Genomic DNA, 14,604 nt, shown 5'->3' on the forward strand with positions numbered 1-14,604 from the left:
GAGAAATCGTATGGCGAAGACGAAAAATCCATGGCAAGCCAGGGGCTCGGACGCAACGCAATCGAACCTATATGCCGCCCCCGTTGAAACCCCGACGTCCTCGACTCCAGCCACTGACCTTGCCGTCGGTGAGCCGAGGAACGTAACCATCCGCTTCGGCCACCTGAGCGGCGCGTTCAAGGTGGCCTCGCGACAGCAAAGAACCTGGATTCTGATCCTCCTGGTCCTGGTCGTTCTGGGAGCCGTCGCCAATCTGATCCTGGCCTTCGGACTGGGGGGCCTCTCGGGGGCGATCGGAATTCCCGCCGGCGCAGTGGATGCCTCGGCGGCTTCCTTCAACGCGGCCGACCTGCTGATCCAGGGCGTCACCTTCCTGTCCGCTACGGTGGTTTCCGCCTTTTTCCTCGGCGGCCTGTTCCGCACTGCCTGCAAGCAGGTCCGCGGCAAACCGATCGCGGTCGGTGACCTGTTCGGGGCGATCGACGTCTTCGGGCAGGTCTTCCTCGTGACGCTCTTGATCGAAGTCCTCACGTCGATCGCGGTCAGCGTGGTGGTCATTCCCTTCGGAATCGCCTTTGCTATGCTCCCGCCCCGCGATGCCCCGCTCGCCCTTCTGGGAGCTTTGGTCTTCGGAATGATCGCCTTTGCCCTCGTCACCAGCCGCTTGATGCTGGCGATCCCGTTGGTGGTCGACGGTCGGCAAACGGCCGTGGCCGCGATTCGCAAGAGCTGGGTCGCCCTGCGCGGTCAGACCCTCGCGGCGATTGTCTTCAACGTCCTCGCGGCAATCCTCTCGGGCCTGGGGGCGATTCTCCTGGGCGTCGGGCTCCTCCTCACGTTCCCGATCTATTACGTCGCGATCGCCCTGGTCTATCGCGATCTGTTCCTGGGGAAGTTCGGCGAGACGGCCTGAGCCCACAGTTTCGGAGTTCGACATAACCCACGCGTCAGGTCCCGCGACTCGCGGACGGGGCCTGATGAGTCCGCATCCTGAGAGCGGAGGTCCCCATGCTCGATCGACTCGGCCTTGCGGCTTCCGTCCTCGCCGCCCTCCTGATCGCCCCGGCTTCGGCCGCCGACATCCCGCCGGTGCCCGCCGAGAACGGGGTCGGACAGTTCACGCATGATTATGCCAAGGTGCTCGACGAGCCGGCCCAGGCCCGCATCGCCGAGGCTCAGCGCGCCGCCTTCGAGCAGCACGACACGCCGATCATCGTCGTCACCATCACCGCGATGGCCGCCTACAACCACCAGGGGCCGATCGAGCCGCTCGCCCGAGAATGGTTCGACGCCTGGCAGATCGGCACGCTCAACCGTCCCGGAGGGGCCAACAAGGGGATCCTCGTACTTGTCAGCCTCGGCGACCGCAAGGCCCGCATCGAGCTGGGGGCCGACTGGGGACACCGCTGGGACGAGTTCTCCCAGGGGGTGATGGACACCGACATGATCCCTCGCTTCAAGCAAGGCGACTACAGCGGGGGCATTGCCGCAGGCGTTTCCTCGCTCGCCGAACTGGCCGCGATCGGTCCCAACGGATCGCCGCCGAAGCCGGACCTCGGGCAACGCATCAAGGGAGAGGTCCGCCACCTTTCGCAGGCCAACGGCCTTCCTCTGGTCCTTATCGGAGCCTTCTTCGGCCTGGGAATCCTCGTTCTCGTGCTTGGTATCTTTGCTCCCCAGCTCGGATTCCCGGAAAACAATCGGAAATGGCTCATTTTTGGGGGGATTGGCCTGATGGCCGCCGCCTTCTTCGGCTGGCTCGTCCTGATCGCCACGGCCGTACTCCTGAGCATGCGATACGGCCCCTCGGGCGGCGGTTTTCACCCCCGGGGCGGCGGAGGCGGAGGCTTCAGCGGCGGTGGAGGCGGCGGCTACAGCGGCGGAGGCTTCAGCGGGGGGTCTTCCGGCGGAGGCGGGGCCAGCGGGGGCTGGTGAAGCCCGGCCGGCCGATCACGAGGGGGCCGACCAGCCGCCTCCCCAGCCGTCGTAAAGGTGCTGAAGCAGTGTTTCCCACTGCTCTCGGGTCCGGAACTTCGGGAACGGCTCGGGGCGGATCGGCTCTCCCGAGCTGTTGACGAGATGGAACCGTCCTTGCTCGTCGAGCCGGGCAATCCTCGACGTCTTCCAGAGGTGCTGGGAGACCGGATCAACCTTCACCCGGTCTCCGGGGGCCTCCAGTTCAATCGACCCCAGCGCCGATCGCACGGCCGATACGTCGGTCTGCCCGGCCTCCTCGACCGCCCTGGCCCAGATCAGGACCCCGACGTAGGCCGCTTCGATCGGATCGCTTGTCACCCGCTGCGGCCCGTAACGGTCGCGGAACCGCTCGATGAACGCGCGGTTCTCGGGCCGATCGACGCTCATGAAGTAGGTCCAGGCCGCGTAGTCGCCGGCCATCTCGTCCAGGCCGAGTCGGCGGATCTCCGGTTCGGCAATGCTGAACGACAGCGTCGGAATCTCCTGCGACGCGATTCCGGCCTTTCTCAGGTCGCGGAAGAACGCGACGTTGCCGTCGCCGTTGATCGTGTTCAGGATCACATCCGGCCGCTCGGTCTTGATCCGATCGACGATCCCCACGAAATCCACGCTGGTCAACGGCTGGAACGCTTCGCCGACCAGCTCGCCGCCGATCGCCTCGATCTGGTCGTGGATCAATGCGCCGGCGGCCCTTGGAAAGATGTAATCGCTGCCGACATGGAAGAATCGTCGGCCCAGCTCCACAAACGCCCACTTCACCGCGGGCAGAATCTGCTGGTTCGGCGCCGAGCCGAGATAGACGATGTTCGGCGACTGCTCCAACCCTTCGTACTGAACCGGGTAGAACAGCAAGCCATCGAGCTGCTCAACCACCGGTTTGACCGCCTTCCGGGCCGCCGAGGTCCAGCAGCCAAAGATTACCTCAACCCCCTCCTCCTCGATCAACCGCCTGGCCTCGCCCGCGAAGACGTCCGGACTCGACCGACCATCGACCACCACCGGCTCGACGGGCCTGCCCAGCACTCCCCCGGCGGCGTTGAGCTCGTTGATGGCCAGCAAGGTCCCGTCGACCACCCCCGAGGCGCTCTCGGCCATCACCCCCGACAGCGAGTGCAAGACCCCGACCCGAATCGGCGGACCCGACGCCACCACCGGCGCGATTGCCTCCTCCGAGGCGGTCGAACCCTCTCCGATGGCCCGATCGCCCGGTCCCCTCGGCTCGCGATCCGCGCCGATCGTGCTCGACCAGAGTTGATGCAAGCCGTATCCGGCCGCCACCGCCAGGCCGACCCCCAACGCCCCTCGGCGTGTCCATTGGGCTCTGTTCGGTGATTCCCCCGTCGTCAGTCCCGGGCCCGAGCCCGACGCTGCCGGCACCGCCTCGATCGCCTCGATGCCTGGTTCGGTCGGGCTCGACGGGAGTCTGAACACCGCCTCGGCACTCAGGGTCGGCGGCAAGTCCGGAGCCGGTCGGGCCCCGGCGAGCAGGGTGAGCAGATCCTGCCGCATCGCCTCGGCATCGGCGTAGCGATCGCCCGGCTGCTTGGCCATTGCCCGGGCGATGATTGCCGAGCAGCCTTCGGGAAGGTCGGGCACGACCTCCCTCGGGTCCGGAGCTGGTTTGTAGCAGTGGGCGAACATCACTTTCGGGGCCGAGGTCGAATCGGCATACGGACCCTGGCCGGTCAGCAAGCCGTAGTAGGTCGCCCCGAGCGAGTAAAGATCGGTTCTCGCGTCGATCGGCTCCGACTGGCATTGCTCGGGGCTCATATAGGCCGGGGTCCCCACCACGCGGCCGGTTCGGGTCAGTTGGTGGGCTCCCAGCTCGTCGGAGAGCTTGGCCAGGCCGAAGTCGGTAATCTTGACCGCGCCGTCGCGGTTCAAGAGCAGGTTGGCGGGCTTGATGTCACGGTGGATCAAGCCCGCCCGATGCGCCGCCTCCAGGCCGAGGCATGCCTGGGCGACCAGCGCGGTGGCCTCTCGCCAGGGCATTGGCCCGGCCTCCATCGCCTCGGCGAGGCTCCGGCCGTTGACCTGCTCCATCACCAGAAACGGTTTGCCGTCGTGCCGGCCGACCTCGAAAATCGCCACCACGTTCGGATGATGCAACCGCGCGGCCGATCGCGCCTCTTGCAAGAACCGCTCGGCCGCGACCGGATCGGTCGCCAAACCTTCGGGCAAGAGCTTCAGCGCCGTCGGTCGGCCGAGCTGCGTGTCCTCGGCGTCGTAAACGACCCCCATCCCGCCGCGACCCAGCACGCCGACAATCCGGTGATTGCCCAGCATCGTCCCTGGAGGCAGATCCTGAGCCGTCCAGGCCGGCTCCTCGTGGCCGACCGTCTCGTCCAGCGACCCTGTCCAGGGCAGTCGGCGGGTCGGATCGTCCGGGTTCACGCTCTGAGAATCACTCACGGTCGGGCCTCGATCGGGGGCCGGCAACGCCTTCGACTCATCTGGACGGGGCCAATTGCTCCCGAACGAACTCTAGCTCCCACAATGCCCTGCAAGCAATCGCTTCACGACCCGATTGTCGTCTCGTTCCCTCCAGAGAGACTCCCCGCACGCGAAGCGCGAGGAGTCTCCCCTCTCTTGCGGATCGTCTTCGCTTACGCCTTCGGCTCGCTCATCGACCGGGCCGACGCCAGCGCCAGCAAGGCATACGAGGTCACGAGATTCGGGTCCCCTTCCATCCAGCGATCGGCCGGGTTGACCCACTCGCCCCGAACCCCTTGGCGCTTGGCCAGCGCTGCGACCAGATCGGCTCGCCAGTCGTGCTCCTGGCCTTCGGCATCGGTCAGGGTCGGATTGCCGAGCGCCGCCAGGGCCTTGGCGAAGGTCTGGTAGTAGTAATACAACCCCTGCTGGCCCAGCCCCGGATTCTCGTCCAGCGAGTAATTCTGACGGATGAACTCATACGCTGCCTTCACCCGAGGATCATCCATCGACAACCCGGCATAAACCATGCTCTTGAGCCCGGCATACGTCATGCTCGCATACGACCGCAGGCCGCCGCCGGGAGCCTCGCCGGCCTGGCTCTCGCCGCCGTTGGCCGGGGTGTAGATAAACCCGCCGTCGTTCACCTTGCCGGCGAACGGCTGATCGTTGAACTCGCTGTCGAGGTTCTGCGCCCGAGAGACGAACAGCAACGCCTTCTGCAAGGCCGGGTCGTCCTCGGGCAGGCCGGTTTCCCGAAGCGCCTCGATCATGAACGACGTGTTCGACATGTCCGGCCGGCTCTTGCTGCCGTATCCGGCCCCGCCGTAGAACGGATCGGCCGGGGTCTTCCCCTCCCCCTCGTCCCACTGCAACCCGATCAACGCCGACTGCCCCCCGGCGATCGTCGCGTCGTACCGATTGCCGGCCCCTTTGGTCTTCGCCTCGTTCAGCGCCATGATGCCGATGGCCGTCAGGTAGTTCGCGTGCGGCCCGTCGGCCTGCGATCCGTCCGGGCCGATCGTCTGCTCAATCAGCGCCAGCCCTTTTTCCACGGCCGGATCGAACGGCGTGACCCCCGAGCGCAAGAGGCTCGTCACCACCAGCCCCGTAATCCCCGGGCTGATGGCCGTCGACCAGCCGCCTTCGGCCTCCTGCCGGCTCTTGAGAAACGCCACGGCCTTGGCCGTCAGCGCGTCGCTGCTCGCCCCTTGCGTCTCCTGCCCGATCGCCGCCGAGCGGCCCCCGATTGCCCAGAACCCGATGACCCCCGCTCCCGCCCCTTGAAGAAATCGCCGACGGTCGTGGCTTCGGTGCAACACAATCTGCCTCCTTCGATTCAAGACCGTTCCGGTTCCGCTTCCATCATTCACGGGCCGAGCGGGACCCTCTCGACACTCGCCAACGCGTTCTCATTATAGCGACAGTTTCAGCCCAATGTCCGAATTAAATCGTTCGGAGCAGGCGAGCGGTCGAACCCAGAAGCTGTCGGAACGCCGTGAGCGAATCCTGAGGCAACGGTGTCGCCCCCAGAAGGTGCGTCGTCCTCATCAGGTGTCGTAACTGCGCGTAAGCCTCGAATCGGTTCCCCTCGGCGATGGCGGTATTGAGGGTCTGCACCTCCGTCAGCAGCGACGAGGCGACCGGGACCGGGAATCCGGCGAAGGCGAGCACCTGAAGCTCACTCTCGAACCCGGTTCCGGGCAGGAATCCGCCCCCCTGCGGAGGATCGGCCGTGGGAGAGGCAATCAAGGGCGGTTGCAGTTGATCGAGCGGCAGGCCCGATCCGAGCGTCGGCGCCACCACGGTCTGATAGTACCGGGTGATGCCGTTGTGCGAGGGAACCACCGGCGTCAGGTCGTAGTAGGCCACCTCGCTCACGGCCGAACCGCTGGGAATCGTGATCGGAACCTCTCCCCAGCTCTGCACAAACCGCTCGTCTCCCGCCACCAGCGGGCTCGGATCCGCCACGGTGGCGGCCTGGTGGAAGACTTCCAACTGGTCGACGCCCGGGGCCAGCACCACCGCCTGATCGTTGGCGGCTTCCTGGAAGGTCAGGAAATTCAGCAAGGAAAGCTGCCCGATCGGCCCCGCCGAGGCACTGTAATACGGCACCTCGGTCGTGTTTCGCGCCGGGTGAGGATCGAGCATCGTCAGCTTGACCAGTCCCCCGGCAAACGGTCCCTGGCCATTCGGCAAGGCGGCCGAGGCCAGGTTGATCACCCCCCCGCCCCGGCTATGGCCGATCAGATGAAGATCGATGACATCCTGATGCTGGAATCCATGCGCCACCAGCCGATGACTCATCGCCGTCACCTGATGAGCCAACCGCCGGGCGACCAGCTCGGGGATTCCGGGGCGCGGCAGGTTGCTCAGCCGAGCCCAGTTGAACGGCAAGACGGCGTCATACCCCTGCTGCCGGAGCGTCGCGGCCGTTTCATGGACCCAGGAGGGCATCCGGCCGTTCGGTTCAAAACCGTGGGTCACCGCGCCGACGGTCCACTTCCGGAACGACGCGACGTTGTCGGCCTCGTTCGCGTCGCCGCTGGCGACGACCAGCACGTAGGGCTCCTCCGGCAGAATCCCGAGCGGTTCGTTCAGCGCGATCTGGGCCGATTGGTTCCACCCCGGCGCCACGGTCAGCACGGTCGAGACCAGTGCCCGATCTCCCGCATCCACCACCGGATCGGCCGATCGGTAGATCGTCAGCGCGATCTCGGCCGAAGGCGCCTCGGCCGGATCGCCCTGATGAAAGCGGATCTCGATCGTCTGCGGATCCACCGCCGTGGCTCCCAGCATCGTGAACTGAGCCGTCGTGCTCAGCACCGTCCTCGCTTCAAGAGCCTCCAGCGTGAGCGCCCGCCGATGCCGCTTCCGCAAGCGGACCGCCTTCGAGGATCGAGGACCCACGACCGACGCTGCGACGAATCGATGATTTCGAAACATGGGCATAGACCTCTGACCTCAAAGGATGGCAAAAACCCGACCGTTAGACGCGATCGACACGGAGCATGACATGGCCGCAAGGTCATCGTTTCCGTCCCACTTTACCCCATCCCTCGCCGCTCTCAAGAGCGTGCTGAACCGCGCCGGCACGACCGACGAACGCCCCGAACCCAGGCGCTGAGAAACCGCTTTCGATTCCTCGAACCCCTTGCGCCAAAGGCCGCACCACCGGCCTCGGTAGCCAGGTGCCCCACGCCCACGAGTCCCGGAGTACCACTTCCAATGAAAAATGCTGGGTTTCTCCCGGGTGGCCCCGGTTGCTCGTCAACCGGGGTCGCGGAGCGACGAGAGTTTCGGTGCGGCCTCCCGACGCCTCTCGCGGCTGCGCCGCCCCGGTTGGCGAGCCACCGGGGCCACCCAAGGCAAAGAGACAACGCATCATGATTCGAGTGGGGGCGTCGAGTTCTCGAAAACGCACCGATCCACCTTGTAAACTCCAGAGACACTCCAGGAAGCCGGGGGCCAGGCCGCCCTTGATCCAGCCGGCTCATTCGACCGCGGGACGACATCGCCGGGGGGGCGACCGCAATGCTGCTGATGGCCGTCGAGCAGGACGACCGGATCATCTGGGTCGTCGTCGAACAGCACCGCCCGAAGGGACGTATCCGCAGCCGGATCGTGCTCCATCTCGGCCAGTATCGAGATCGAGACGAGGCCGAGGCCGCCTTCCTCGATCGCTTGCAAACCAACCCCACGCTCCGCGCCGTCGCCGAGCGCTGGGCGGCCAACGCCGAGGACGTGCTCACCGACCGCAAGGCGCGGGCCCGGTTCCTCCTTCACGGCGTCAGCACCGGCGGGATCGCCCCCTTCGCCGACGACCTTCTGCTCAAGCGCGAGGAGCAGGAACGGCAGGCGAGGGAGCGGGCCCGCGCCGCCTCGTGGCCCTCCGGAATCCCCTCCGTCGCCTTCGCAACCCTCGGCCTCTCCACCGCCGCCTCGCTCGCCGAGATCAAGGCCGCCTACCGCCGTCGCGCCTTCCTCCTCCACCCCGACCGCGGCGGCGACCACGCCGCGATGGCCGCCCTGAACGCCGCCTACGAAGACGCCGCCTGGTACGCCGAGTGGAGGGGCTGATCGCGGGATCACAGACCGGCGAACACCCGCCGCCACCGGCCACGGTGTCCAGGGCCCCACGCCCAAGAAACGCCGGCCTCCGCCCCGCGTCACGAGCACATGGACTGTTCTCCTCGTTCGCCTTGCAGGGTTGAATTTGAGTCTATGTGGATCAGTTTTGGGTGGGCTGGGCTTGCGATTTGCCGGCAATCTGTTGCGATGTCCCACCGTGACCTAACCTTGTGGCAACCGGGGTCAAGATGACCCTCATGCGCACAGGAGATGCTCAACAATGGTCGTCCAGGAGAGCAAGGGACTCAGTGAACGCGGCAGGCAGCGATCCGTCGTCTCGAATTTTTTCCAGCGGACGCTCGATTCGCTCCTCTCGCACGTGGCCATCCTTCGGCCCGACGGCACCATCGTCGCCGTCAACGCCGCCTGGAATGCCTACGCCACCCGAAACGGCCTGGTCGAGAGCCTCTGCGGCCCCGGCGTGAACTACCTCGAGGTCTGCGAGGCCGCCTCCGGCTCCTGCACCGAGCAGGCCCGACTGATCGCCCGAGGCATTCGAGACGTGGGCGAGGGCCTCATCCCGGACTTCCAGCTCGAATACCCGTGCCACTCTCCCACCGCCCACCAATGGTTTACCATCCGCGTGACCCGATTTACCGTCGGCAAGCAAACTCGAATCGTGGTCACGCACGACGACATCACGCGGCTCAAACGGGTCGAACTGGAACTCCAGGAGGCCAATCGCTTGCTGGCAGCCCAGGCAACCACCGACGGACTGACCGGCCTGGCCAATCGCCGCCACTTCGACGAGGTCCTGGCCCGGGAATGGAAGCGGCACGCCCGGTCGGCGACCCCGCTGTCGCTGCTGCTCCTCGATCTCGACCACTTCAAGTTGTACAACGATTTCCGAGGGCACCTGGCAGGCGATGACTGCCTCCGCGCGGCCGCCGAGTTGATCCAGGCCTCGGTCTGCCGGCCCGGAGACCTCGTCGCTCGCTACGGCGGAGAGGAGTTCGCCGCCGTCCTCCCCGAAACCGACCGGGACGGAGCCCTGGCGATGGCCAAGCGCGTGAGCGATCAACTTCGCCTCAAGGCCCTGCCCCACCAGGCCCCGGGAGCCGGCCCGTTCGTCACCCTCAGCATCGGCTCTGCCTCGGTCGTCCCCTCTGCCAACGTCCCCCCCGAATCGCTCATCGAGCAGGCCGACCACGCCCTCTACGCCGCCAAGGCTGCCGGCCGCGACCAGATGAAGCATGCCGACTCCTCCGGAGCGTCCATGCCTGCACCTCACGCTGAATCGCTCGAGTCGCCCTGACACCGGCACCGCTGTCCCATCACCGCCGGTATCCGAGGCATTGAGAGCCGCCCCACATTACGATCACTCGGGCTGTTCCCCCTTCATGCCTCTTGCGATCAGGCATCTGATCGTTTCTCATGCGCACTCGCGTGCATGTCGCGAATCGTGGGGAGAATCTCCTCAGGACGTGACGAATTGACGCCACAACTCCCGCCTTCGATTCGAGGACGTGCTCCCGATGGCCGTGAGGATCCTGCACTGCGGTAAGTCGCTGCTCAACTATAACCTCTGCCTCTCCGAGAAGGTTTTCGGCTTCACGAGGCGGGGCCAGCAGCTTGGGGACACGGTCTATCTCGTCGTCAAGCACGACGGCGCGACCGTTTGCGGGATGAGGGCGAAACTGGCCGATGTGACCGACGCGAGGCCCTGGCCCGACGCGGAGCATTACGTCGTCGGCTACACCCTGGAGGATGTCTCGTATTCGGAACCCTTCGAGATCCAGTTCCTGGCGGCGATCGGCGGTGAACACTGGGCGTTGAGATACCTTCAAGGGGCACGGCCTATTCAGGAGGCCGAGGCGGCCGATCAGTTGGCAAAGGCGTTTGAGGCCCATCGCTCCGCTGGCCCGATCCGTCTTGGTGTCGACGAGCCCAGCACGCCGCAGGATGCCTATGACGAATCCGACAAGGCCTCGCCAATCGAAAATGTTTCATCCGATGATCCGGAGGGGGAAGGCGCGGTATCGGACACGAAGATCAAGGTTCTTGGAACCTTTCAGACGATCCGCTTTCGCAATGAGAAGGATCTCTTGCAGGGCCTCGAACCCCTGGTCACTGAGCATTTCTACTCGCTGCTCCCCGCTTACCGCGAGGAGCACTCACTCCTGATCCCCGACAATCGCCTCTTCCAATCCGCAGGCGTCGAGGCGCGGGGAGACTCGTTCATCAAGGGAATCCGATCGATCCCCGATGCCCTGCTCATCGTCTACAACAAGCAACTGAAGAATCCCATCCAGATCAATCTCATCGAATATGAATGTTTCGGAGAGGGCAAGGTCAGCTCTCAAGAAAAATCAAATTACTTGAACAGCCATGTCATCCCCCAGCTGATGCGGTTTGCCTCGACCTTCAGCATCGTCACCGACAAGCAAATCCGGGATCAGACGATCAGGGACTGGACCGACAAGGTCATCGCGTTCATCTTCTCAGACCCGGATCGCATGCGCAAGCTCAGTTCCTGGATCAAGGAAATCGACCCCGGCATCGCCGAGCAACTCATCGGCAGGCAGATCGACAAGCACATCACCAATGCGTTCCAGAAGACGATCAAGGTCATGCTCGTCGTTGATGAGTTGAGCACCGATCAGCGCGACACCATCAGCAATGTGATCAGCGCATTCAAACTCGAAAACGGCGAGAGCATCCGATTTCTCTCTTACATCGTCCGCCTGCATCAACGCATCGCGATCACCGATGAGCGGGCAGAATACGCCTTGTCCGTGCAGTAAAGGAGGCGCCTGGGTGATCTCGGAGGGCTAGGGCGCAACTTGCGCTCACTCGGAGGCCGGGGAGCCATCGTATCCGCATTCCTGACGAGCCCGACCGGATCTCCATCGGAATCGGTGACTGCCCCTGCCGTTTTTCCCGATCATCTTAGCGTGGGGAATGGCCCTTCGACGTTTCCCGACCCGACCCATCGGATCGCCCCGGACCTCATCCGGCGCGATCGGCCGCTCCCCCCATTCTTTGACAATCCGGGAATGCCGGCACGCAGGCACGCATTTCGCATCGGGGCGACTGGGACCATCTTCTCTCAGCCCGATCGCCCGCCCGCATGACGCTGAACCCGATTCCCCCACCCACCGTCGCGCGAAACAAACCCATTTTCGCCCGCGTCCTTCGGCGCGAAACGAACCCATTGCCCGGCGCCCGATTCCCGAAACCAATCGGACGCCATTGGCGCAACTCCTTTCCCCATCAGCCCGATCACCCGATCCACCCCGTTGCATCGAGGCGCACCAGGGCCCTTTTTCCTCAGCGCACCGAGCCGCGCACGAGGCGACTCAATCCCCTCCCTCCCCCAACTCCCTTCCCCTCATCCGCGTTCCCTCCGTGTTCCCTCCGTGGCCACAGATCCCCGTACGAAACGAACCCAGCCGCCGGCCGGGCTCATTCCCGAAACGAACCGTGGCGAATCGGCACAACTCCTTGACAGGCAATCCTCAACGGCCCCTTCCCCCTGGCGCACCGGAGGCGCACCAAAGGGCGCAACCGAGCGCGCACCGAGGGGGGAAGCGGCTGGGTCAGTCGCCGTGCTTCTCGCGGAGGCGGCCGGAGAGGCGGAGGATCAGATGGGCTCGCTCGAACTGGTCGACCCATTCGGAGGTGACGCAGGCCAGCTCATCGTCGGGAGGAGGGACGAGGCCGGTCGGGCAGCTTGGGCCGAGCTGGTCGGTGGCGAGCTTGCGATAGCGTGACAGGGTCCGGTCGCCGAACCGGGCGACCTCGAAGAAGTCCTCGCTCAGGAAGACGACGGTGGGCACGCGGCGGCCGTCGTTGATCCGAAGCAGGTCGGAGACCTCGGGCAGGGCGTCGCGGTCGAGGTAGCGGATCTCGATCGCCGAGGGGTTGGCCGCGCCGATGTGGTCGAGGATCGGGCACTGATACACGCAGTCGCCGCACCAGGTTCCCGCCAGGCAGAGTACCGGCATCTTCCGGACGAACCCGCCGATCACGCCCTTCTGATCCTCGGTCAAGCCGACCCGGTCATGAATCGCCGCCCACTTCCCCCGTTCCGCCTCCGACCCGTACTTCGCCAGGAACTCCTGATACCCCAACGCCTCGCCGAACACCTTGCCCCAGTCGATCATCACCCTCGTTGTCCTTTCCTCGGTCGTTCATTGATGCCTTGACGCTCTTTGGAAACCCAGACACAACGCAGCAAACGCCGGGCCTCCCGTCGCCTCGGGGAACGGAGCGATGGTAGTCCTTCGGCCTCCCGCTGCCCAGCCCCCCGGCCTCCTGGAAACGCAACGAGACGCCCCCCTGGCGGGAGGATCTCCCGCCGGAGAGGCGTCTCGGTTCTCGACTCCAGGAGCAAGGGGATCAGCTCCCCTCGCCTCGGCTCACGACTGCGGCGAGGCGGCTTGCGGCGAGGCCGACCGGCCCGTCGGCGCGACCGCCTGGGCGCTCGGGGCGACGGTTTCAACCGGCACCATCACCGTCGTCGTCACCGGGATCTCCCGGGTCACCTGGCGCGGGACGCATCGGGTGACGGTCACCGGCACCTGTTCCGGGATCGTCACCGGGACCTGCCGCGTGATCGTCTCCTGCACGGGGACCATCTTGGTTGTGTAGGTCGTCACCGGCACCTGGACGGCCCGGGTCACGGGAACCTGCCGGGTGATCGTCTCGGTGACCATCCGGGTCCGAGTGGTCATGACGGTCACTTGCACCTGTTCCGGGATTGTCACCGGGACCTGTCGGGTGATCGTCTCGGTCACCTGCCGAGGCCGGAGGGTCGGGACGTGGTCGGTCCGGGTTTCCTGGGTCATGGTGACGCGGGTCGTCGGGACGGTCTCAACGATCTGCCGAGGGACCATCCGGGTCACCGGCACCTGAACGTCGCGGACCTCCACCCGAGGCACAGTGCGGGTCACCTGGACGGGGACCTGCTGATGGCGGACCTCCGGCACCTGCACGGTCGTCTGCACCGGAACCGTCTCGCAGCGCTGGCGGGTGACATAAGAGGTTTCCTGGATCTGATGTCGAACCGGATTGGGCACATACACCGACTTGGTCATGTAAGCCGGGGCACACGAACTCCCGCAGCCGCCGCCATGACCGAAGCCCATGCACGAGAGCCCCTTGCCATGATGACCGCCGACCGGAACCGTCACCGTCTGATAGCCCCCCTGGTCGACGCAGACCTCCCGAGTTCGGGTCACCGGCACCTGCTCGGCGACCGTCTGGGTGACGTAGCTCGTCCGGACCTGCGGGACCATCACCGTGTACGGCTGCGACTGCATGACCGTCTCGACCACCCGATCGAGGACCGTGTGCCGCTGCTGAATCGTCTGCTGGGTCGTCACCGGTTCGCAGACCGTTCGGGTCACCTGCTGCGGGACCGTCTCATACTTGGGGATGTTTACCACGTACTGCCGAGGCACCGTGACCGTCTCGTAGATCGTCCGCGTGACCGGGATCTGCTCGGTCTTGTACTCGGTCCGGTACTTCGTCTGGGTCGTCTGCACCGGCACCTGCTCGGTAATGCAGCGCTGGACGGGGACCTGCTGGGTGACGTACTCGGTTCGGTACTCGGTCCGGGTCGTCTGCACCGGCACCTTCTCGGCCACGTACCGCGTGACCGGGACCTGCTCGGTCCGGTACTCGGTGCGATACCTCGTCTGCATGATCGTCTCCGGGACGGTGTCGTAAACCGTCTCGGTGATCGTCTTCATGGTCGTCACGGTCTGGGGAACCATCGTCGGCCCGCAGGGCAGCCCGACCGGCTCGACCGACAGACACGCAAGACTCGGGCTCCCGATCCCGCATCGGAAACAGGCCGACGCCGAATCCGATCCCGCCAGGACCATTGCCGCGGTCGCCGCCAGCAGCAGACCGCCCCGCTTCATCCGCCTCATGACTTCACGCTCCCCAAAGGTGCTTCTCACTTGCCCCATCCCCCAGAGACGACCCGGCACACTCGCTCCCGGCCGCCCAGGCGGCTGTCCTTTCCTGATCGCTGCACCTTTCCGGTTTAGTCCAAATTTCGCGCCAGTTCAAGCGTTGAATTTGGAGTATTTGCGGATTTTGGGGTGATTGTGC

Annotated in this window: 10 protein-coding genes; 5 read left to right on the forward strand and 5 right to left on the reverse strand. The window is 65.4% G+C overall.

Annotated elements, in window-relative coordinates:
* The first annotated feature begins 10 nt into the window (after positions 1-10).
* Both GA615_RS17970 and GA615_RS17975 read left to right on the forward strand, forming a co-directional pair.
* Positions 11-913, forward strand: a complete 903-nt coding sequence (locus GA615_RS17970; protein WP_152052702.1) for a hypothetical protein — start codon at positions 11-13, stop codon at positions 911-913.
* 95 nt (positions 914-1,008) lie between these two features.
* Positions 1,009-1,935 carry a TPM domain-containing protein gene (locus GA615_RS17975; RefSeq protein ID WP_152052703.1) on the forward strand — a complete coding sequence of 309 codons (927 nt, stop codon included), beginning with the start codon at positions 1,009-1,011 and terminating at the stop codon, positions 1,933-1,935.
* Between the two features lie 15 nt (positions 1,936-1,950).
* On the opposite strand, the gene GA615_RS17980 is transcribed toward GA615_RS17975, so the two are convergent.
* From GA615_RS17980 to GA615_RS17990, 3 genes are all read right to left on the reverse strand, one after another.
* Positions 1,951-4,389 carry a transporter substrate-binding protein gene (locus tag GA615_RS17980; RefSeq protein WP_152052704.1) on the reverse strand — a complete coding sequence of 813 codons (2,439 nt, stop codon included), beginning with the start codon at positions 4,387-4,389 and terminating at the stop codon, positions 1,951-1,953.
* Between the two features lie 194 nt (positions 4,390-4,583).
* Positions 4,584-5,732: a prenyltransferase/squalene oxidase repeat-containing protein gene (locus GA615_RS17985; protein WP_201750227.1), complete on the reverse strand. Its 1,149-nt coding sequence runs from the start codon at positions 5,730-5,732 to the stop codon at positions 4,584-4,586.
* A 124-nt stretch (positions 5,733-5,856) separates the two neighbouring features.
* Complete coding sequence (locus tag GA615_RS17990) at positions 5,857-7,356, reverse strand: hypothetical protein (RefSeq protein ID WP_152052705.1); 1,500 nt, start codon at positions 7,354-7,356, stop codon at positions 5,857-5,859.
* A gap of 588 nt (positions 7,357-7,944) precedes the next feature.
* Here GA615_RS17990 and GA615_RS27880 point away from each other — a divergent pair.
* From GA615_RS27880 to GA615_RS18005, 3 genes are all read left to right on the forward strand, one after another.
* Positions 7,945-8,490 carry a J domain-containing protein gene (locus GA615_RS27880; protein WP_201750228.1) on the forward strand — a complete coding sequence of 182 codons (546 nt, stop codon included), beginning with the start codon at positions 7,945-7,947 and terminating at the stop codon, positions 8,488-8,490.
* A 271-nt stretch (positions 8,491-8,761) separates the two neighbouring features.
* Positions 8,762-9,796, forward strand: coding sequence for a diguanylate cyclase domain-containing protein (locus tag GA615_RS18000; protein WP_152052706.1), 1,035 nt, complete (start codon positions 8,762-8,764; stop codon positions 9,794-9,796).
* Positions 9,797-10,016: 220 nt separating this feature from the next.
* Positions 10,017-11,285, forward strand: a complete 1,269-nt coding sequence (locus tag GA615_RS18005; protein WP_152052707.1) for a hypothetical protein — start codon at positions 10,017-10,019, stop codon at positions 11,283-11,285.
* A gap of 795 nt (positions 11,286-12,080) precedes the next feature.
* Here the strand turns inward: GA615_RS18005 and GA615_RS18010 are convergent.
* Entirely contained in the window at positions 12,081-12,647 is a 567-nt protein-coding gene (locus GA615_RS18010; RefSeq protein ID WP_235905539.1) for a thioredoxin family protein, read from the reverse strand.
* A 255-nt stretch (positions 12,648-12,902) separates the two neighbouring features.
* Positions 12,903-14,420 carry a hypothetical protein gene (locus GA615_RS18015; RefSeq protein WP_152052708.1) on the reverse strand — a complete coding sequence of 506 codons (1,518 nt, stop codon included), beginning with the start codon at positions 14,418-14,420 and terminating at the stop codon, positions 12,903-12,905.
* Positions 14,421-14,604 lie beyond the last annotated feature (184 nt).

This window comes from Tautonia marina (assembly GCF_009177065.1).
Lineage (GTDB): Bacteria > Planctomycetota > Planctomycetia > Isosphaerales > Isosphaeraceae > Tautonia > Tautonia marina.